Here is a 22,514-nt window from a genome sequence, read left to right on the forward strand (position 1 = left end):
TTATTTATCTGGTATTGTTATTGGAAATTTCAGATAAATAACCTGTCTCATTTTAGAAAAAAAGACAATAGGCTTTAAGGGTAGCCCTTCATCCATTATCAGAATACTAGATGACGTATTAGTGAGACAATTCAAAATTGGATTACTTTTACTTATAGCTGGTATTGTTCGTTTAACGTTGTTATAATCATCCATTATACTAGATTTTTATCACTAAAAAATGAATGACCATTCATTTTAGGTTAGAAGGTTGCGTGAATTTATGAAAAACAGCTGGCGAATTTTTTTCACAGATATAAAAAAGGTAAGTAAGAACTGGGTAGCTGCCATCATCATTGGTGGTCTGATACTATTACCCTCTTTCTATGCTTGGTTTAACATTAAAGCTTCTTGGGATCCATATGGGCAAACCGACCAAATTCCTGTCGGCGTGGTAAATGAAGACCAGGGCGCAACAGTGAGAGGGCAGGATATTAACGTAGGAAAAGATCTTGTAAAAACGTTAAAAGAAAATAAGAAGATGGATTGGCGGTTCACTGATCGTAAAACAGCGATGGAAGAAGTAGAATACGGCAATTATTTTGCTGTGATTGTGATTCCGAAAAATTTTTCCAAGCGTCTCGGGACCGTCATTGAAGATAATCCGGAAAAAGCGAATGTAGAATATTATGTGAATGAAAAAATTAATGCAATTGCCCCGAAAATTACGGAAAAAGGTGCTTCAGTCATTGTGGAACAAATTAGCAGTCAATTTATTTCTACTGTTAATGGAGTAATCTTTGATATGTTTAATAACTTAGGGATTGAACTAGAAAAGGATCTCCCTGATATAAAACGATTTGAAAATTATGTGTTTGAGATGGAAGAAAAACTGCCAGAAATTAATGACCTGCTTAATCAATCATTATCAGATGCAAATCAGGCGCAAGACATCGTTAACAAGGCACAAAATTTAATACCTGATGCGAAAGAAGCGACCGATAATGGGTTAACTACGATTGATAATACGACAGCCTTGTTAAAGAAAGCGGAAGGTCGTTTAAACGAAATGGCGCCAAAAATAGAACAGGATTTACGGAAAGTGCAGGATATTGCGAATAAAGCAAACAACTTTATCCAAGATATTCAGCAAGTAGATATTGATTTTAGTGAAGGAAAAGAACTAGCTAATCAAATTAATCACCAGCTTGACGATGGAGCTAACAGAGTTGGATCTGTAATCGAATTGTTAGAGCAATTAAAGCAGCAAAACGAACAATCCGATAACAACCAAAATGAAGAGCAAGGCAATAACCCAAGTATTGATAATCAACAGCTCGATCAGGTGATTGAAAGATTAACTACGTTACAAGAAGGATTAACAAATGTTAAAGAGACAAACAAAGAAGTTATCCAGTTTATAGATACGAAACATGGAGACGTGGAGCAAACGATTGGTGAATTACAGCAATTAGCTGAAAATACATCAACGAATATTGATGCCTTTGTAAAAGAGTATAAAGAGTCGATTGAACCAACTGTTATGGCGGAAATTAGCCGAGCTAAAAACACACTTTCAAAGGCTCGAGGCATATTGGTAGATATTCAAGGGATGATTCCAGAGGTAGAGCGTATCCTGGGAAGTACAGAAAGTAACTTAGGTGAAGGTGAAGATATACTTAAACGTGCTCTGGGAGAATTTCCTTATGTGAATAGTAAAGTCAAGGAGCTTGCAGATCGAATTCGCAGTATCCAAGGAGAGACGGATATTAACGAGATCATTAAACTTCTACAAAATGATCCAGAAGCAGAGAAAGGTTTTTTTGCTGAGCCAGTACAGTTGAATCAGAATAAGCTATTTCCAATGGAGAATTATGGTACTGGAATGACCCCGTTCTATACAGTGTTAGCTATATGGGTTGGCGGATTGCTGCTCATTTCTTTATTAGCAACCGACGTGCATGAGCTAGTTAATTATACAGAAAGACAAATGTATTTCGGACGCTTATTTACGTTTATGGGAATTGGCTTTTTACAAACAATCATTGTAACGGCAGGAGATTTGCTCTTATTAGGTGTCGATGCTGCTGAGCCATATTGGTTTTTACTGTTTGGTATTTTTATCAGTATGATTTTTATGCTCATCATTTATACGGTTGTTTCTGTGTTTGGCGACGTGGGAAAAGCAATGGTGATTGTATTTCTTGTTTTGCAAATTGCTGGTTCAGGTGGAACGTATCCTGTTGTTCTATTGCCAGAGTTTTTCCAAGCGATTAATCCATTTCTTCCGTTTACGTATGCCATTGATCTGTTACGGGAAGCGATAGGAGGTATTGTTTGGCAACGTGCTAGTAAAGATATTTTTTATCTTTGTTCGTTCGGGGCTGCGGCCATCGTACTTGGGGCATTTTTAAAACCAGTTATTAACCGGCATACCAATAAACTAAAAGAAAAATCTAAAGAATCCGGGTTATTTCACTAATAATGATACCCAGAGGGCCCCATTTGAAGTAAGAAATATTTTAAATGGGGCTACATTTTATGCTTACATCTTGGTAGTAATGTCTTGTAAACATATACCAGCAACTTGTTAGTTTCATATAAGACTTTTTCCCTATATAATGGATAAATAGAATGAAAAGGCGGGAAAAATGTTGAAGAAAAAGATAATTTTACGTATAGGTACTGGTATTATTGTGCTACTTGTAATCATTGACATAATAGGAAGTTTTTATTTTTATCATTTAGCCATTTCCCGAAATGAGAAGGATTTTTTGCAAGAGAATGAGGATCTTGAAGTTTCTGCAGAGGCACTGAGTGAAATGCTAGATGGAAATTGGCGAGGTTGGGTTCGTAAACAGAATTTTGAAACCTGGAAAATGACTTCGTTTGACGATCTTAATTTACAAGGTTATTATCTACCAGCGAAACAAGAGACGAATAAAACAGTTATTTTTGCTCATGGCTATTTAGGCCGTGGCTTGGATATGGGGATGTTTGGCCAATATTATTATGAACAGTTAGGCTATAATATGTTTACGGCAGATTTAAGAGGCCATGGAGAAAGCGAAGGAGACTATATTGGATTTGGCTGGCATGATCGGATAGATTATGTCGATTGGATTAATCAAGTCATTGAAAAGCAAGGAAAGGATGCGGAAATTGTTTTACACGGTGTATCAATGGGAGCTGCAACTGTATTAATGGCTAGTGGTGAGAAGCTCCCTAATAATGTCAAAGCAATTGTAGCAGATAGTCCTTATACAAGTGTTTATGACATGTTCGATTATCAAATGGGGCGAATGTTCCATTTGCCTGCATTTCCACTTTTACCAAGCACAAGCCTCGTATCTAAAATGCGCGCTGGATATGGCTTGCGGGAAGCTTCTGCGGTGAAGCAAGTCAAAAAAGCAGAAGTACCCATTTTATATATTCATGGAAATGCCGATACATTTGTTCCAACTCGAATGAGCGAGGAATTATATGATCAGACAAATAGCCCTAAAGAGTTAATTACGTTTGATGGAGCGGGACATGGCGAGGCATTTGTGACCCATAAAGAAAACTATATAGAAAATTTAAATAGATTTTTAGAGACATATCTTCCGCAGTAGACCTCACTACAACTACTTATCCCCCAATTGCTCGGTATCATCTGCCCATTGGGGGTGTTGTTATTACGAAATCCTTTTGTCCCGTATATAAGGTGCTGTAAGACTCTCACTTCAAGGAGTTGGATAATAAATCTGTACAGTAACAAGTCTAAGTGGATGATAACAGCACCTATATGCCCTGTTTCGTAAGAGACCTTTAGGTCAAACCCTTGGGCTACTAACCAATCAGAGGGCGATGAAAGAACCCCCACTGATTGAAATTCACTTTATACATTTTGCATACATTTTTTCGTTCATTAAAACACGTGTACTAGTAGATTTTTTACTATTAATTGAATCATGAATGTATAAATATTAAATAAAATTTATAAATATACTTGAAACTAGGAAGAAGTATCTCTATAATATGGAATAATTAGAATTCCATCATAGAGGTGAATGAAGAAAATGACAAAGGGACAGCTCGTTTTAGAGACAGGGGAAATATTTACCGGAGATTGGATTGGGTATATGGAGGAAGGTGTTGGAGAGCTTGTTTTTAATACAAGTATGACTGGTTATCAAGAAATGCTAACTGACCCTTCGTACGCTGGGCAAATCGTGATCTTAACTTACCCTGTCGTTGGGAATTATGGAATGAATGTGAATGATTCCGAAAGTTACCGTTTACAAGTTGCTGGTGTTATTTTGAACGACGTCTGTGACGAACCGAGTCATTATCAATTGCAGTCTACTTTTACGGAAGCATTAAAAAAGCATGCTATTCCTGGCTTGAAAAATGTGGATACGAGGGCACTCGTTGCTTTGATCAGGAAATATGGAACGGTAAAAGGGAGATTGGTGTTAGAGAAAGCTTTTCCGGATTACAAATATGAATTTACGTTGCCAAGTGTAAAGGAGTTAGTTCAGGAAGTAGCAGTAAAGTCTCCAATCCAAATGGGCGAGGGGAATTGTCATATCGTCATTCTTGATTTTGGTTATAAAAAATCGATTGTAACAGCACTGCTTGAGCTAGGTTGTCGGGTAACGGTAGTTCCTTATCACTATACCGTAAAAGCAATCAAGGCGTTACAGCCAGATGGTATCATGATAAGTAATGGTCCGGGCAACCCTAGTGAGCTTCAGATCTATTTTCCGCATATAAAAGCAGTGACGGAAGCTTATCCAACATTAGGGATTTGCTTAGGACATCAGCTTGTTGCTTTGGCACACGGTGCAGAAACCGAAAAATTGCCGTTTGGACACCGAGGGTCAAACCATCCGGTAAAAGACTTGCAAACAGGTAAAATAAGCATAACTGCGCAAAACCATGGCTATGTGGTAAAAAAAGAAAGTCTAAGCAGTACCATTTTTCAGGTAATTTTTGAACATGTCCATGACCAATCTGTTGAAGGAATGAAGCACAAACACTTACCTATTACTACTGTTCAATTTCATCCAGAGGCTCATCCTGGACCAAGTGATACGGCATATATTTTAACCGATTTTGTACAGCAAGTCATACAGTTAAAGGAAGAATGGTTATGCGAAAAAGCTTAAATAAAGTACTGGTGATAGGTTCTGGGCCAATCGTCATTGGGCAAGCTGCTGAATTTGATTATGCAGGAACACAAGCATGTTTAGCGCTTAAGGAAGAGGGAATCGAAGTTATTTTAGTAAACAATAATCCAGCAACCATCATGACGGATAAAGCGATTGCTGATCGCGTTTATTTGGAAGCTATAACGGTAAATAATTTGGAAAAGATTATTGCTAAGGAAAGACCGGACGGGTTAATCGGTACACTTGGGGGACAGACCGGATTAAATATAACAATTGCACTACACGATAAAGGTATTCTTGCCCGGTATCACGTAAAAGTACTTGGAACGGAAGTAGAATCCATTCAAAAAGGAGAAAGCAGAGAAGCATTCCGACAGTTAATGCTCGATATGAATGAACCAGTTTCCCAATCAAAAGTAGTCGAAGATATTCAAACAGGGATTTCATTTGCAAAGGAAATAGGTTTTCCTGTTATTCTACGTCCGGCGTATACATTGGGGGGAGAAGGTGGAGGTTTTGCATACAATGAAACAGAACTTATAAAGCGATTAGAGAATGCTTTAAAGCTTAGTCCTATCCGCCAAGTACTTGTAGAAAAAAGTATCAAAGGTTGGAAGGAAATTGAATATGAAGTCATACGAGATGCAAACGATACATGCGTAATTGTTTGTAATATGGAGAATATGGATCCAGTGGGGGTACATACAGGCGATTCCATCGTAACAGCTCCTTCACAAACTTTAACAGATACACAGTATCAGATGTTACGCGTAGCTTCGTTAAAAGTTATTCGTGCATTGAAGGTAGTCGGAGGATGTAATATTCAGTTTGCTTTAGATCCAACATCAAATAACTATTGCATTATTGAGGTGAACCCAAGAGTAAGCAGATCCTCGGCACTCGCATCCAAAGCGACAGGTTATCCTATAGCACGTGTGGCAACGAAATGTGCCCTAGGCTATCGTTTGGATGAAATTGTAAATCCGATTACAGACACCACCTCGGTTGCGTTTGAACCTGCACTGGACTACGTTGTCGTAAAGCTGCCACGTTTTCCGTTTGATAAGTTTACTGAAGCTGATCGTACATTAGGGACGCAAATGAAAGCAACTGGGGAAGTGATGGCAATTGACCGCACATTTGAGGGCGCACTAAATAAAGCTGTCCGTTCATTAGAGATGAATGTAGATGGCTTACATTTACCTAAATTCACCAACATATCGGATGTAGCTTTACGTGAATGGATTGAAGAGCCTAATGATGTGCGGTTATTTGCACTTGCTGAAGCAATAAACCGTGACTGGTCTCTAGAAGAACTACATCTCATCACACAAATCGATCCTTGGTTTTTAGCTAAAATGGAGCGAATTTTAGCTTTAGAAAAACAATTGGCAGCCTATACCATCTCTAATATCCCGAAAACTTTATTACTACAAGCAAAACGGTTTAATCTGGGGGATAAGCAGATTGCTAGGATAATAGGTGCAAAGCCAAATGAATTAAGGGACAAATATAAACAGCTGCAAATAAAACCTGCATATAAATTAGTGGACACCTGCGCTGGAGAATTTGCTGCTGCAACCCCATATTATTATTCAACGTGGCATGGTCAAGACGAAGTGAGAGTAAATCAAGGAAAGCGAAAAGTATTAATTCTTGGCTCTGGACCGATACGGATTGGTCAAGGAGTCGAATTTGACTATTGCTCTGTACATGCTGCCTTAGCGGTGAAACAACTTGGATACGAAGCAATTGTCGTAAATAATAACCCAGAAACCGTTAGCACCGATTACTCTGTTGCTGATAAGTTATATTTTGAACCATTAGCGCTAGAAGATATTCTACAAATTATTGCGAAAGAAAAGGCAGCAGGAGTGCTTATTCAGTTTGGCGGCCAAACAGCAGTAAATCTGGTAACAGAACTCGAACAAGAGGGTATTCACGTTTATGGAACAACACCAAAACATATTGCTCAAATGGAGGAGCGGGAGCAGTTTTATCAGTTATTGGATGAAGGTTCCATTCCACATATGAAGGGATATATGGTTCAACATAGCGGGCAATTAGATGAAGCCTCGGAGCAACTTGGTTTTCCGGTGTTAATTCGACCTTCTTATGTGATCGGAGGACAGTCCATGTTTATTGCCTATGATCAGGAAGAGCTTGAAAATTACGTCATGCGTATTCAAGCGGATACGAATGACTATTGCTGGCCGTTGTTAATTGATTCATATCTTCCAGGTAAAGAATGTGAAGTCGATGTAATTAGTGACGGGGAAAGGGTCCTTATCCCAGGTATTTTGGAACATATTGAAAAGGCTGGTGTGCATTCAGGAGATAGCTTGGCGATCTTTCCACCTATAACGCTATCGGATACAGAAAAACAGCAGATCGTCTCGATTGCTACAAAAATTGCTCAATCTGTACCGATTGTCGGTGTGATGAATATTCAATTCATCTTATATCACGAAGAAGTGTATGTATTGGAAGTGAATCCGCGAGCTTCACGTACCGTTCCGATCATGAGTAAAATGACAGATCTACCTATGGTGAAGTGGGCTGTTCAAGTGCAGCTTGGATATGCTTTAGAGGAAATTACAACAGAAATGAATCTATGTCAAGAACCTCCATTTTTCACCGTAAAAGCGCCAGTTTTTTCTGCAGGAAAGTTAAAAGGCGTTGATCATGTATTGGGTCCAGAAATGAAGTCTACGGGAGAAGTCATTGCTATTTCTTATCAGCAGGAGGAAGTTTTAACTAAAATTGCTGCTTTCCTTTTTGACCAAACAAAGGCGTATAAAAATCTCACTATGCTCGTATCTATTGCCGATCGTATGAAGACAAGCAGTCTTAAAACGATTCAATCAGCCAGTGAAGCGGGTATTTCCTTACTGGCAACAAAAGGAACAGCTCGTTTTTTAAACGCAAACGGTATTTCCGTTAAGCATGTGATCCATAACCGAGATGAACTTACAGATACTTTGGAACCATATCCGCCTGACATGATTCTGAATTTGCCAGAACAAGGTAGAAACGTGAACAGTTTTGGCTTTCATCTTCGTGAGTGGGCGGTTCGTTATCAAGTTCCTTGCTTTACAAGCTTGGAGACTTTTGAAGCAATCGTGTTAAAAACAATATCGGCGTGTGACAGTTTGCCAATGCTGGCGCTACAAGACTATCATACAACTCTATTCAAGACAAACGTAACAAACTGATTATTTTTATCCCGTATAAAAGATGCTGTAAGACTCCCGCTTTTAGGAGTTGGATAATCTGTACTGCAACAAGTCTAAGTACGAGATAACAGCGCCTAAATGCCCTGTTTTTTAGGTCATACCCTTGGGCTACTAACAAGCCGTGGGGGATGAATGAAATCTCTTTGGCGATTGAAGATTCACTTTATTTAAACTAGTCGAGAGCTGGTGTTGCGATCAGCTCTCGATTTAGTTACGCATGTAACTAGCAGTATGATGTTTTCCTTCCATACTACGCGGTGAATCTAGGAAAATAGCTGGAAGTCCAACTGTAAAAGGGCATGAACCATAAGTGGAAGCGGGAAATAACTTCCACTGATAAGAGATGTGGACTGTATGCCTATTATAGATAAGTGTCAAACCATCTTATAATATGGTTTAAACGTTCGATTCGCATGTCAGGATTTCCGCTCCTGCTTAGTTCGTGGTTTGCGTGAGGGAAGCGCACGAATTCTACTTCCTTTTTCAAGTGTTTTAATGTAATAAACAACTGCTCGCCTTGCTCAATCGGACAACGATAGTCCAATTCACCATGTAAAATAAGCAATGGTGTTTCCACGTTTTTAGCATATTTTAATGGCGAGAACTCCCAAAGTTTTGCTGGATCATCTAATAGATTCACTCCATGCTCCCACTCGGTAAAGAAGAAGCCAATATCACTTACACCATAAAAGCTAAGCCAATTAGAGATAGAACGCTGTGTTACAGCGGCTTTAAATCGATTCGTATGACCAACAATCCAATTGGTCATAAACCCGCCATAGCTCCCACCTGTAACGCCTAGACGTTGTTCATCGATAAAGCTATACTGATGCATAGCATAGTCTACAGCTGCCATGATATCACGATAATCGCCACCACCATAATCACCTCTGCATGCATTGACAAATGCCTGCCCGTATCCGTGACTTCCCCGTGGGTTAGTATACAAAACGACATAACCTTTTGCTGCAAGGAGCTGCATTTCAAAGAAAAATGTCTGCCCATACATAGCATGAGGACCGCCATGAATTTCTAATATAGTTGGGTATTTTTTCCCTTCTGTAAAGCCATAAGGACGTAATAACCAACCTTGAACTTCCCAATTATCTTCAGTCTGGATAAGCAATTCTTCCGGTTCTTGAAGGTCTACATCCCTAAGAAATGTACGATTATTATCTGTCATTGGTTCTAGCGTGCCATCTTCCTGTAAGAGATAAAATTCACCTGGATTTGTCGGTCTGCTCATTCCCAGGATGAAGGAATTACTGTATTTGTCATAGGAAAATCCAAAAATATGATTGTTTTGTTTATAAATGACTTCGTTACCACCATCAATGGAAGCTGCGTGAAATTCTGTAGCCCCTTGATCTGTTGCAATAAAGAAAATCTTTGAACTATCTTCATTCCAAATTGGTCCTGATTCTGATTCGCCAAGCCGTGTATCACCGATCATGGCATCACCAAGCTCCACATCCCAGTCTTTGCTCAAGCAGGTTCGCTCTTTCGTTTTTATGTCAAATACGTAAAGTTCAGTAAGGGACGCACCTTTATAGGCAAACTCATGCCCAAAGCTAGCGATTTTACTGCCGTCTGGTGAAAAAACAGCTTTATCGTAAGTGCTTTTTCCATCTGTAAGCTTGCTCGTTGCTTTTGTCATTAAATGGAGACAATAGAGATCATTGGTTAATTCATAATCCGCATTATCGGTTAAATTAGCTGCGTATAGTAGCGTTGTACCATCAGGAGAAATATCCTGAAGGACATGGTCAGCATCTGCCTCTGTTAGTTGGTATAATGCTTCATCGTAGATTGTTAACATGATAATCTGGGCTCGTTTTTGATCATGAAAGCCTCTTGCATCAGATTTATATGTGATACGATTGACGATCAATGGTTTTTTTTGCTTCTGTTCTTTTTCTTTTTGCTCTTCCTCTTTGGTAGGCTCTTTTTGGTTATGTATATCATCGTCAGCTTCGAGGAAAGCAGTAAAGAATACATGTTTACCATCTTTAGACCAGATTGGATTTGTGGCTCCATGGCGAAACGTCGTCAATTGTTTTGCCTCACCGCCGTCTGTATGGATCAACCATAGTTGGGGACGTCCGCTTCTAGTAGATTGAAAGACAGCTCGCTTCCCATCAGGGGAAAATCGTAGATTGCTATTTTTAGATGCATGAAAGGTCCAAGGGGTAGCATGCTTATCTTTAAGTCTTTGGTACATTAGCTGTGATTCATACTCATTTTGATCATTTATGGTTGTCATTGTGTACGTAAAAGCCCGACCATCTGGTGTGAATTGTGGATCACTAACGACGTTAAGTTGCAACATATCATCTACTTGAAGTGCTCGTTTAAGACTCATAGGAAAACCCTCCTTGATAAATATGTAATCATAGTTTAAACTATTTCGACACGCGAATCAATTAGGAGGTGAGAGATAATTTAGATTTTTCAATCGCTTGCAATTGCAATGGTTCATGTATCACAAATATTAGCTAAGTTTTTGAAGAAATTTTTGTAACTGGGTTCTGTTTTTGAAAATAAGCTGTCGTTTGTCTGGGTAGTTCGCTAGGCGCTCGTAGATGTGTGGAGCTTTCCGTTTATTAAATTTGCGAACCCATTGAAAGAATTCCCGATCCAGTTTTTCCGGGCAGCCTTCAGTTAAGTCAGGACGTGTTCTGTTATGATATTGAATTCTCCGTTTGGTAATTCCATACAAGCAACGAATCGTGGAGAAATGTAAAAGGATGATAGTGTCAGCTTCTTTTAAACGTATATCCATCGTTGCGCCGTAATTGCCGTCAATAATCCAAGCGTCTTTTTCCATCAACTTTTTTGTTTCCTGAACAAGTTTTTCCCGTTTTATCGGAACCCAGCCAGGTTGCCAAAAAATGGTGTCCATATGATAAGCGGGTATACCTAAAAGGTCACTTAATTTTCTAGCTAATGTTGATTTTCCTGATCCGGGGTTGCCAATAATCATAATCTTTTTCACTATGCAGACCTCCTAGAGTTAAAGTGGGGGAGATGTTTTAAAAATAAACTATCGAAAGGCATAAAATTTTAGGGTTTATAATAGAAGAAAACTACAGCTATCGACAAAAAACTGGTTCTAACAAAAAAATGATGAAGGCAGACAACTTATGTAGGAGCACGAAGCGCTTCAAAAACAGCAGAAGACCAAGCAATACGTTGCAAGTAATCAGCTATTTGAATAACTAGTAAAAAGATTGCCATAAAGCTTGAGAAAATAAACGACAGTTCACATTGTTTCAAGTGAGCTGTCGTTTTCATTTTAAAAAATTTTAAGCAAGGAGAAGTGAGATAAAGTACAGTTACTAAGGTAGTAGCTATAACAAGCCTAAACTTATCCCATGTTCATGGTGTTTTTGAATAACTATCTATCATCATTTCTCCATTGTTGAGAGATCGCCTGCTGGCAAATTAAGCTCCCATGCTTTTAATACCCGACGCATAATCTTTCCACTTCTTGTTTTCGGTAAAAAGTCGCGAATCTCTATTTCTCTAGGAGCAGCATGAGCTGCAAGACCCTCTTTAACAAATTGGCGGAGTTCTTGTTCTAGATTTTCCGTTTTTTCAAAGCCATCTCGTAGTGCCACAAACGCTTTAACAATTTCTCCACGAACTGGATCTGGTTTACCAATCACAGCTGCTTCAGCTACCGCAGGATGTTCAATAAGCTTACTTTCTACCTCAAATGGCCCTACTCGTTCTCCTGACGTCATAATGACATCATCATCTCGTCCTTGGAACCAAATATAACCGTCTTCATCCATTGTAGCTAAATCTCCGGAAATATACCAGCCTTCTAGTGCAAAGTATTCTTTCCATTTTTCTTCGTTTTTCCAAATTCGTCGCATCATTGATGGCCAACCTGTTTTAATACATAAACGTCCCATTTGGCCTCTTGGAACCTCATTGCCATCCCCATCTAAAATAGCTGCTTCTATACCCGGAAATGGTTTTCCCATAGAACCAGGTTTTATGTTCATTGTCGGGTAGTTGGAAATCAAAATACCTCCTGTTTCTGTCATCCACCAATGATCATGAATATGGAGACCATAAACTTTTCTTCCCCAGTGAATCACTTCTGCATTAAGCGGTTCTCCAACACTTAAAATATGTCTCAATGAACTAAGGTCATATTTTTGAATGAGTTCATCGCCAACAGCCATCAGTCTACGAAAAGCTGTAGGAGCGCTATACCAAATGGTAACTCGGTATTTTTCAATAGTAGAATACCAGTCTTCAGGGGTAAATCTCCCACCACGGATAACACTGGATGCGCCATTAAGCCATGGTCCAAATATTCCATAAGATGTACCAGTTACCCACCCTGGATCAGCTGTACACCAATAAACATCATCCTCTTTTAAATCTAATACCCATTTGGCAGTTTGGTATTGTTGTATCATCGCGTTATGAACATGCAATACCCCTTTTGGTTTACCAGTGGATCCAGATGTATAATGAAGAATCATACCATCTTCACGATCCATCCATTCTATACCAAGTTTACGCGGTGATTTTTCCATTTCTGTTTCATAGTGGTAGAAGTTGGTATGCTCCGTATTCTCTGGAATATCGCCATCACCTATTAAGATGATATCTTTTAAATGCGGCAGTTTTTCATAAGGAACGCGTGATAATAGCTCCGATGTTGTTATTAATGTAGAAGCCTCACTATTCTCTAAACGATCGTGCACTGCTTGTTCCATGAATGCTTCAAACAAGGGCCCGGCAATTGCGCCAATCTTCAATATTCCAAATAAACTAATATAGGTTTCAGGCTGACGTGGTAAAAATAGAAACACGCGATCTCCTTTTTGAACACCTATTTTCTTTAGTACATTGCCAAACTTGTTTGATAAATATTTCAAATCCTGAAACGTATACTTTTCGTCGCGTGTCAAATCACTATAATATAAGGCAACTTTGTTTTTCCGCCATGATTCAGCGTGACGATCGATTGCCTCATATGCCATATTGACTTTTCCTGTTTGGTACCAAGAGAACGTTTTTTCTACTTCTTTCCAAGAAAAATTTGCACATGCTTCCTCATAGCTAGGCATGTTTGGTTTCTCATGTAAAGAAGCAACTGTTTTACTCATACGAATCCCTCCTATAAGATATCATTTGGTGAAATTATATCTTTATATAAAATGTATGCTGATAATAAAAAATATGACGCGTTGGCTAATAGAATAATATATTATTCTTCCATTAAGAATCTCTATATCCAGTATTTGCTTTCACTTTAACTTCAGCATATCGTGTAGCGTCATGTTCTTTTGATAATATCGTTCCAATATAACCTCCTAGAAAACCAAGTGGTACAGATATAAGCGCTGGATTATCCAGAGGGAAAAGAGGATTCCCCACAAATAACGCTTCCCCCTCATTTGGAGAAAATACACTTGGACTAATAGAAACAAGAATTAATGCAGAAGCTAACCCGCAGAGCATCGCTGTAATCGCACCTGTTGTATTAAACCTCTTCCAATATACGGTATATAAAATAACAGGCAGGTTAGCACTTGCGGCAATGCAAAAAGCAAGTGAAACAAGAAAAGCAACATTTAACGTTTGGGCAAACAGTGCTAATAGAATCGAGAAAACGGATACAGATAAGGCTGCATAACGAGCGGCGAGCATTTGCTGTTTATCGGTTGCCTCTCCTCTTTTTAAAATTTGACCGTATAAGTCATGAGCAAATGCGGATGCTCCTGAAAGAACAAGTCCAGCTACTACTGCGAGAATTGTTGCAAAAGCAACTGCAGAGATAAAGGCAAATAAAATGTCTCCACCGATTACTTCAGCTAATAATGGAGCTGCCATGTTGCCACCTGGATTTGCAGCCAATATGTTACGCTCGCCAACAAATGCTGCCGCACCAAAGCCTAAAAAGAGCGTTAATATATAAAAGACTCCAATTGTCCATGTTGCAGTAATGACTGAGCTCCTTGCTGTTTTGGCATCTTTTACGGTGAAAAAGCGCATCAAAATATGAGGCAGTCCAGAAGTTCCGAGAACAAGTGCAATCATTAAAGAAATAGTTCCCAGTGGATCGGTATACTTTAAGCCAGGCTTTAAGAAGTCTGCGCCATGACCTGTTGCGGATTTCACTTCTGTAAACATTGTGGAGATGTTAAAGTTGAATTTCAGTAGAACAAGAAATGAAATAATCACCATTCCAGCCATTAGTAGAACTGCTTTCGTAATTTGCACCCAGCTTGTTGCAATCATTCCACCAAATAACACATAAATGGTCATCATGATGCCTACAATTAACACAGCGATCCAATAATCGATTCCGAATAAAAGCTGGATGAGTGCTCCTGCGCCGACAAGCTGTGCAATCATGTAAAAAAGCACAATGGTAATAGTACTTAAAGCAGCGACACCACGAATTTTTTTTGCATCAAAGCGAGCATTAATCATATCTGCTAATGTATATTTTCCGAGATTACGTAGTGGTTCTGCAACAAGTAATAATACTACTAAATAGGCAATTAGAAACCCAATACTATAGAAAAAACCATCAAAACCATGTAACGCAATTGCCCCTGCAATCCCTAAAAAAGAAGCAGCCGATAAATAATCTCCAGCAATTGCTAATCCATTTTGCCAACCAGTTAAACCGCCCCCAGCAGTATAAAAGTCTCCTGTGGTTTGCGTTCGTTTAGCTGCGAAATAAGTAATCACTAGTGTTAATAATACAATGCTCAAAAATAAGATGACTACGGTGGCATCCATCTTCATATAGCATCTCTTCCTTTGTCGTCTATTTGTTCACGAATGATTTGCTCAGCTTGCTCATCAAATGAAGCAGCCTTTTTCACATAAATTGTAGATAGCACCCATGTCATAATGAACTGAGAAAAAGCAAAAATCCATACCCAGGAAATATCGCCAAACGCTGGAGTATTTAAGAAAGTTGTATAAGAGGTTAAGATTGGCAATATAAAGTAAAATACTAAAAAGAAAATCGTTAATGGCAAAATAAATTTTTTTCGTTCGTACATAAGTCTTTGAAATGAAGAACTGTTTTCTACCTTGACATAATCCACTCCCTGCCTAAACGTACGCTGCTTATCATAGTGACTCTCCAATGTTATCCTCCTCCTTTTTTTATGACTACTACAGTCACGCAAACTATGTAAGCGCTTAATAATAGTATAAAGGTGAGGCAACAAACAGATAATATTTTTGGTTCAACGGTAGAAATCAATGTGCGAATGGTTTTTATCGTTTCATGAATGGTTACTTGAAAAAATAGTAAGTAAAGCCTTTCTTGCAGACCTGCTTACAGGGATCATTGTTTGCTGTTTATTTTTGAGTGTTATATTACTTGTGCCATTAAACCATGGTGTAATCTCGTCAATATAGTTAAGATTAACTAAATAGCTACGGTGGGTACGGAAAAACGCAAATCCAGTCAGCATATCTTCTAGTTCTTGAAGTGTCATACGACAATGAATGGTTTTATCGGTCGTATGAATTTCCAGCATTCGTTTAAATGGCACGGCATAATAAATAGAATCAGGATCGACAACTACCATACGTTCTCCGTCATCAAGCAAAAGCTTTTGTGAAGAAGGGTTAGGCTGAACTTCCTTCGGCTTATCCCAGTCGACTTTTTGGTCTTCGATTTGAGCTAATCGTTTTCGTACACGTTTCATGGCTGTTTTAAACCGTTTCACATCATAAGGTTTTAATAAATAATCCACCGCTTCAATTTCAAATGCATCTAAAGCGTAATCATCATATGCTGTTGTGAAAACAATTAATGGTATATAGCCTTCCGACGCGTAAAAAATTTTCTTGGCAGCTTCCACTCCTGACAACCCCGGCATGTGGACATCAAGAAAAATAACATCTGGTTCATATGTAAAAAAATGTTCAACAAGTTGCTCCCCAGTTTCTGCTGCTGGGCAGATGTGTACATTTTCTTCATGTTTAAGAAGATAAAGTAACTCCTTCCGTGCCATATGTTCATCCTCGGCAATTAATATTTGAATACTCATTATATAACCACCCTGAATAATATTTTTTCGCTGCTTTATTTAGTTTGCTTTATTTAAAAGCTTAAAAGAATATGGTCGATTTTTAACTCTTGCAAATGATGTACACAAAGCAGCAAACTATTAACAATCTAGCTTGATGTGTCGAAGAGCTTCTAAAATTGAAATTAAAACTGCTGCTAAGCCGATTTTCAATCCGTTTTAAAAATTAGGAAAAATGATCGTTTTAAAATGATCCGGATTACCAACTAAGCATTTATTTGATTTTAAACTGTTGCATTGTTAATTAGCTCTCCTGTGGTTATTTTAGGAATTCGAAATAATACTTCACTTCCACCATTCGTTAAATTTCGAAAATGCAACTTTGCCGACTCTCCAAGCAAGTGGACAAGCCGCTGGTTTACATTACGCAATCCCGTTTTTTCATAAGTTTCGTTTTGTTTTGCTGACGTTTGATGTTGAATAGCTTTTAACATTTCCTCCGAAAAGCCCATACCATTATCTTGTACATAGATAAGGATTGTTGCACTTTCTACTTGAATGCAAACGTTGATTCTACCGTTGTGGGTCACATTTTTTAGTCCGTGTCGTACCGCATTTTCAACAAGTGGTTGAATGGTAGATGGTGGAATAAATACTTCAGGTAAAATGGTTGGTCGTAAAAAAACAATTTCCATTTGACATGCAAAACGGGCTTGCACAATATCGATATAGGCTTTTACATGTTCACATTCTTTTTCTAATTTAACTAACGATTTAGAAACAAGCCGCAAATTAAATCTCATATAGTTTGCCAGTTGGACCGTAATATATTTCGCTCTTTCAGGATCTTCTCGAATTAAAGAACTAATTAAGTGTAGTGTATTAAACAAAAAGTGCGGATTGATCTGGGCTTGTAAGTTTCGTAATTCTGCATCGCGTATATGTGATTTTAGCTTCTCAGCGGCAATGGTATCCATTTGCTTGGATATCAATTGTCCTAAGCCTTTCGCCAGCATGATTTCTACTGGACGAATATGCTGCGATTTACGGAAATAAAATTGGATTAACCATGTTGGTTCATCCGCAGCTACTATTGGAATAATAATAGCAGCCTCTAAAGGGCAGTCTTGTATTCTACATTGAATCTCGGAAGGAGTATAAGCAATTTTCATTTCTTTTGTTTCCATTGCTTCCCGAGAAATAGCAGTACTAATTTGATCTCCTGAACGATGGTGATCATCGGCGATACCTACATGAGCAAGCACTTCTGTTCCAATTGTAACTGAAACTGCAGCAAGCTTTAATCTCTCGTATAATAGCTGAGCGATGCCTATAGCCATTTGCTGTGGATAATCATTTCTTAAAAACGGGAGTGCCTCCTCTGCAATTGCAAGTGCTTGTTTAGCTGCAAGTGCTGCTTCATTTTCTTGCTCCCGAAGAACTATGCCAATCATTGCTGTGAAAACGGCGATAGCGATACTATTTGACAATACTAATGGAAGACCGATTCGATCAACAATGGTCACTGTTTCACCTGATTGTGAATGAATAATTAACAATAATTGCATATGCAATACAGGTGGGAAAACACCAATAAACAAAGCCTTCATTGGAGAGATGACGCGTTCATTGGAAAAAAATTGCGCTGTTAATCCAGCTAATAGCCCAGTAAGTGGATTTACAATTCCATTGGCAAGCCAACCGATACCCCCTAATAGCATGACATGTGCTCCAGCAATGATGCCTGCTCCAAATCCAACCGAAGGACCTCCTAAAAGCCCAGCTATCACAATAGCGATTAGGCTCGAACTTACAATAAGCTGATCATCCTCTGCTTGCCAAACAAAGCTGCGAATAATCGTATCCCCATCAATGGTAATTCCTGTTATTGTACTGGCAATGCCAAACAGACCAAAAATAAAACTATGAACAATAGACATTCGTACACTATATTCCCGATAAAGCAATGTACGAAAACCAGGTGTACGAGTCATAACAAAAGCGATTACTAATAGTAAACCTTGTCGTTCAAATAAAATAATAGTCAATTCCTTCAAGATCTTTCTCTCCTTGTAGTAACACCTGTTTGCGCTCTTAGGAAAAATGCTTGCTTTTCCTTCGTCCACTTTTCTCTCCCACGTGTTACATAGCTACCGATAATCGCCCCTAAAAAACCAATAGGAATAACGATAATTCCAGGGTTATATAGCGTGAATATAGGCTTATATGGTATCCAACCTCCATCCGTATTCATAATATGTGGACCAAGAGCAACGAAGATTATAGATGCGGTGAGTCCACTTATCATGCCAATTAGAGCTCCTGCTTTGTTGAAGCGCTTCCAATAAATTGTTAAAAGTAGTATAGGGAAGTTGCTGGAGGCAGCGACAATAAATGTTAAAGAGACTAAAAAAGTCACATTTATATTTTCAAGTTGTAATGCAAATAGTGTCGATATAAGACCAATTCCTAATGCAGTCCATCGTGCTGCTTGAAGTTGTTCTTTTTCAGTTGATTTTCCCTTTCTTATTAAATGATGGTACACGTCGTGAGAAAATGCAGAAGTTGCAGAAATGACCAGACCTGAAATAACTGCAACGATCGTTGTAAAAGCAATTGCAGAAATGAATGCTAATAGAAAGTCGCCGCCAACCGCTTGTGCCAAAAGAGGTGCCGCTAAATTACCGGTAGAATCTGTAGTAATTAATAGTTCGAAGCCTAAAATCGCGATGGTTCCAAGACCAAGGACGAGGGTCATGAAGTAAAATATACCAATTATCCAAGTAGCACTAGTAATGGAACGACGCACCTCAAGAATGTTTTTCACAGTGAAAAGGCGAATTAAAATATGTGGCAATCCAGCTGTACCTAGTATTAATGCCAACTGCATGGATAACATCTCCAATGGTTGTTGAAACAAATGTCCAGCCAAAAAAAATGCTTCTCCTAATGGCGTCCCTTTTTTTACAGCTACTAATAAATCTTCTATTTTCCAATTAAAATGAGAAAACACAATTAATGATAGTAGGAAGGTTCCGGACATTAATACGACTGTTTTTACGATTTGTACCCAGGAGGTTGCCAGCATTCCTCCAAAGACAACATATATTGTCATCAAACTACCAATCACAACTACGGAGATCGAATAATCGGTATTTAATAATAGACGAATGAGGAGACCTGACGCGACAAGTTGAGGAATCATGTATAGAATGGATATGATAAAAGCGCTGATTGCCATCATTAAGCGCATTTGTCTCCCAGGAAAACGAGCGCAAATTACATCTCCAAGTGAGTATTTTCCAAGATGGTGTACGGGCTCAGCAATTAAATAGAGTACAACAAGATAGGAAACGAGAAAGCCAATTGAATATAAAAAGCCGTCATATCCGTGTAAAGCAATTGCCCCTACAATTCCCAAAAAAGACGCTGCACTTATAAAATCTCCTGCAATTGCCATTCCGTTTTGCAATCCAGTTAAACTGCCAGCTGCTGTATAAAAGCGATTCGCTGTCTTACTTCGTTTTGCTGCCCAATAGGTAATAATTAACGTACATACAATAATACAGATAAAAAACAGGAAATAAGTTAAATTCACGATACTGCCTCCTGTTTTAGCTTGTTCTTATAACGGTCAAACTGCTTTGCTTTTCTACAATACAGCCACCCCAATACCCATGTCATGGGTATTTGTAAAAAGGCGTATAGCCATCCCCAGGTAAATTCGAATAAAATACTTGTGCTGTTCATGAAATCTGGAAATAATGCGAGTGATAAAGGGAGCATAAAATAAAATGCCAAAAGAAAAACTAGCATTTGTAGAAGAAATCGTTTCTTTCTTTTAATCAGTATCTCATATTGGGTATAAAGCAAAAGAACACCAACTTTCTCTCGATTTCCCATGATGATTTTATCAGTATTTTCTTTCTATTATGAATATAGTAACTGAGAGGGGAAATGTTGTAAAGTCTAAACATCCATGCTTTTCTTAACGAAAAAGAGTCTGGGGCATAAGCAAAGCAAATAGTATATAGCAAAAGCCGAACAATCAGTTAATAATTGTTCGGCTTGTTTATATTAAAAAAAATCCTATTATCGCTATGTCAAAATCCGTCGCTTTCCGTGAGGCACTGCCTCAGCTTCCTTGGAAAGCAAAAATCGCCTTCCTACGGGATTTTCAGCTCGCGCTGTTCCGCAGGAGGCTACATATTTTGGTTACGCTAAAAACGTGCGTATACACAAATGACGATTTATTGTTTGATTTTTAATCAGCTGTTACTAGTTATGGTCCGCCTCATTCATTATATATTCTAAGTCTTATTTTAAACTTTTTTATAAAAATTATTATTCCTTGAACTATTCCCATGCTTTTTTTTAAAAGTAAAATCCAAACAACCTAGAAATGGTGGATGATGCAAATCGCCCGCTTTGGAAGTATACTTTGCTTTATTATTCCCAAGGGATTATAAAGTAATTTTATTCTCTGTTATCAATGCGTCTTGTTCATAGGCTTCCTGTAGTTTCCGAGTAATTACTCCAGGTTTTCCATCATGTATTTGCTCGTTGTCTACTTGAATAACTGGCATGATTTCTGACGTGCTACTAGATAAGAATACTTCATCCGCTTGGAAGAGCTCCTCTTTATAAAAAGCCTGCTCATGAAATGGGATGGAAAGATCATTTGCAAATTTTTCTACACGTATACGCACACAGCCGTGCAAGATGCGATTGGTAGCAGGGTGCGTGTAAATTGCCCCGTCTTTAACGATGTAGATATTAGACGAGCTGCATTCGGTGACAAGTTCATCCCGATGCAAAATAGCTTCATAACAGTTTTGTTCCTTTGCCTCTTGTTTTGCCAACACGTTAGGAAGCAAATTTAAGCTTTTGATATAACAGTTTTCCCAACGGACATCCGGTCTCGTAATCGTACAGACACCATGTTTTAATTTTTCACTATGGCGAGGTAAATCTTGGACGTAAGCATACAAATTTGCTGGGGTATCGATTGGGAATACATGATCACGAGGTGCAGATCCTCTTGTCGCTTGTAAATATACTTTTCCGTCTGAGGTCATTTTATTTTTTTCTAACAACTTCAGTAATAGGCGAGTCAGTTCTTCTTTCGTTACATTTAAATCAATTTTAATGGCTTCTGCCGAACGAAATAAACGATCCATATGTTCTTTTAAAAGGTAGTAGTTACCTTTGTAAATTCGAATGACTTCATAAATACCATCACCAAATTGCAACCCCCGTTCTTCAAACGGATAATGTAAGCTATCTTGGTGGGTAAAATTTTGCTGTGCTAAAACAATTGGGTATACAGCCATACTTCCTCTCCTCCCTAAATCTTATGACTATTCTATAACTTCTTTAGTGGAATGTAAATATGTATTTGTCACGGAACTTACTTTTCTAAGGAGATTCGCCGAAGTTCATAGATAGGTTGCTCGAAGTTCACAACTTTTTCGCCGAAGTTCACAATTTAAGCTGGCATAAAACGATAAAATAGTATTAACTTGCAGGTTTTTGGTAATATGTAGCGAATTGCATGAAATATAATGAATAAATTTTATGTATCGTTCTAAACTCATGAAATTTTTCTTACTGACTACCTATAGGTTGCAAGAGTTTCAACTATATGATGAAGAGAATATGGAGACACATAATAATGATAGCTTTAGATAAGGGGAATGTAGCTAAAAAGGGAGGCTATTCGAATACTAAACCATGATAACATCTATTTTTTTTGATGGATGAAAACGGCAATATTAATTTTTTGTAAACTTTTTGTCGAGAAATATTAAATTTCCTCTTGATTTGTTTTAAAGATATTGCTATAATAATTTCTGCAGTCAAAAAAATACATTTTTTGATGCGGGTGTAGTTTAATGGTAAAACCTCAGCCTTCCAAGCTGATGACGAGGGTTCGATTCCCTTCACCCGCTCCATACATATGTCTTAACGCAGTATTTCGTAATAGTAAAGGTACGAAGTATTGCGTTTTTTACATTATATAAAAAATGTAAAAAATAGGGGGTCTTCTATCGTCCTTATTATCACGTCTATAAGGTGCTGTAACAGAAGTGGGTAATCTGTACTGCAACACGTCT

The 22,514-nt window shown here is 38.3% G+C and carries 15 protein-coding genes and 1 tRNA gene; 5 read left to right on the plus strand and 11 right to left on the minus strand.

What is annotated here, in order from left to right:
• Positions 1 to 262 precede the first annotated feature (262 nt).
• The 4 genes from KBP50_RS04415 (at position 263) to carB (ending at position 8,350) form a co-directional block, all read left to right on the plus strand.
• Positions 263 to 2,461 (plus strand): YhgE/Pip domain-containing protein, encoded by a 2,199-nt coding sequence (locus KBP50_RS04415; RefSeq protein ID WP_050350175.1) that lies wholly within the window; start codon positions 263 to 265, stop codon positions 2,459 to 2,461.
• 169 nt (positions 2,462 to 2,630) lie between these two features.
• Entirely contained in the window at positions 2,631 to 3,593 is a 963-nt protein-coding gene (locus tag KBP50_RS04420; protein WP_050350176.1) for an alpha/beta hydrolase, read from the plus strand.
• A gap of 447 nt (positions 3,594 to 4,040) precedes the next feature.
• Positions 4,041 to 5,132 carry a carbamoyl phosphate synthase small subunit gene (locus tag KBP50_RS04425; protein ID WP_050350177.1) on the plus strand — a complete coding sequence of 364 codons (1,092 nt, stop codon included), beginning with the start codon at positions 4,041 to 4,043 and terminating at the stop codon, positions 5,130 to 5,132.
• The gene (carB, locus tag KBP50_RS04430) at positions 5,111 to 8,350 is read left to right on the plus strand and encodes a carbamoyl-phosphate synthase (glutamine-hydrolyzing) large subunit (RefSeq protein WP_050350178.1); all 3,240 of its coding nucleotides are present in this window, start codon (positions 5,111 to 5,113) and stop codon (positions 8,348 to 8,350) included. Before KBP50_RS04425 ends, carB begins: the two co-directional genes overlap by 22 nt.
• A 382-nt stretch (positions 8,351 to 8,732) precedes the next feature.
• On the opposite strand, the gene KBP50_RS04435 is transcribed toward carB, so the two are convergent.
• The 11 genes from KBP50_RS04435 to dat all read right to left on the minus strand — a co-directional run bounded on the left by KBP50_RS04435 (position 8,733) and on the right by dat (position 21,731).
• Complete coding sequence (locus KBP50_RS04435) at positions 8,733 to 10,733, minus strand: S9 family peptidase (RefSeq protein WP_050350179.1); 2,001 nt, start codon at positions 10,731 to 10,733, stop codon at positions 8,733 to 8,735.
• Between the two features lie 129 nt (positions 10,734 to 10,862).
• The gene (locus tag KBP50_RS04440; protein WP_050350180.1) at positions 10,863 to 11,366 is read right to left on the minus strand and encodes a DNA topology modulation protein; all 504 of its coding nucleotides are present in this window, start codon (positions 11,364 to 11,366) and stop codon (positions 10,863 to 10,865) included.
• Between the two features lie 146 nt (positions 11,367 to 11,512).
• Positions 11,513 to 11,665, minus strand: coding sequence for a hypothetical protein (locus tag KBP50_RS04445; RefSeq protein WP_156875271.1), 153 nt, complete (start codon positions 11,663 to 11,665; stop codon positions 11,513 to 11,515).
• A 113-nt stretch (positions 11,666 to 11,778) separates the two neighbouring features.
• Positions 11,779 to 13,464 (minus strand): acetate--CoA ligase, encoded by a 1,686-nt coding sequence (gene acsA, locus KBP50_RS04450; RefSeq protein ID WP_373314158.1) that lies wholly within the window; start codon positions 13,462 to 13,464, stop codon positions 11,779 to 11,781.
• Positions 13,465 to 13,615: 151 nt separating this feature from the next.
• The gene (locus KBP50_RS04455) at positions 13,616 to 15,148 is read right to left on the minus strand and encodes a solute symporter family protein (RefSeq protein WP_050350442.1); all 1,533 of its coding nucleotides are present in this window, start codon (positions 15,146 to 15,148) and stop codon (positions 13,616 to 13,618) included.
• 2 nt (positions 15,149 to 15,150) lie between these two features.
• Positions 15,151 to 15,504, minus strand: a complete 354-nt coding sequence (locus KBP50_RS04460) for a DUF485 domain-containing protein (protein WP_050350182.1) — start codon at positions 15,502 to 15,504, stop codon at positions 15,151 to 15,153.
• Positions 15,505 to 15,645: 141 nt separating this feature from the next.
• The gene (locus tag KBP50_RS04465) at positions 15,646 to 16,419 is read right to left on the minus strand and encodes a LytR/AlgR family response regulator transcription factor (protein ID WP_050350183.1); all 774 of its coding nucleotides are present in this window, start codon (positions 16,417 to 16,419) and stop codon (positions 15,646 to 15,648) included.
• A gap of 263 nt (positions 16,420 to 16,682) precedes the next feature.
• Entirely contained in the window at positions 16,683 to 18,455 is a 1,773-nt protein-coding gene (locus KBP50_RS04470) for a LytS/YhcK type 5TM receptor domain-containing protein (protein WP_050350184.1), read from the minus strand.
• Entirely contained in the window at positions 18,452 to 19,996 is a 1,545-nt protein-coding gene (locus tag KBP50_RS04475) for a solute symporter family protein (RefSeq protein ID WP_050350185.1), read from the minus strand. Before KBP50_RS04475 ends, KBP50_RS04470 begins: the two co-directional genes overlap by 4 nt.
• Entirely contained in the window at positions 19,993 to 20,301 is a 309-nt protein-coding gene (locus KBP50_RS04480; RefSeq protein ID WP_050350186.1) for a DUF485 domain-containing protein, read from the minus strand. Before KBP50_RS04480 ends, KBP50_RS04475 begins: the two co-directional genes overlap by 4 nt.
• Before the next feature lie 560 nt (positions 20,302 to 20,861).
• Entirely contained in the window at positions 20,862 to 21,731 is an 870-nt protein-coding gene (gene dat / locus KBP50_RS04485; RefSeq protein ID WP_050350187.1) for a D-amino-acid transaminase, read from the minus strand.
• Between the two features lie 547 nt (positions 21,732 to 22,278).
• Here dat and KBP50_RS04490 point away from each other — a divergent pair.
• Positions 22,279 to 22,352, plus strand: a tRNA-Gly gene (locus tag KBP50_RS04490).
• The last annotated feature ends 162 nt before the right edge of the window (positions 22,353 to 22,514 follow it).

Source organism: Virgibacillus pantothenticus (assembly GCF_018075365.1).
GTDB classification, from domain to species: domain Bacteria; phylum Bacillota; class Bacilli; order Bacillales; family Amphibacillaceae; genus Virgibacillus; species Virgibacillus pantothenticus.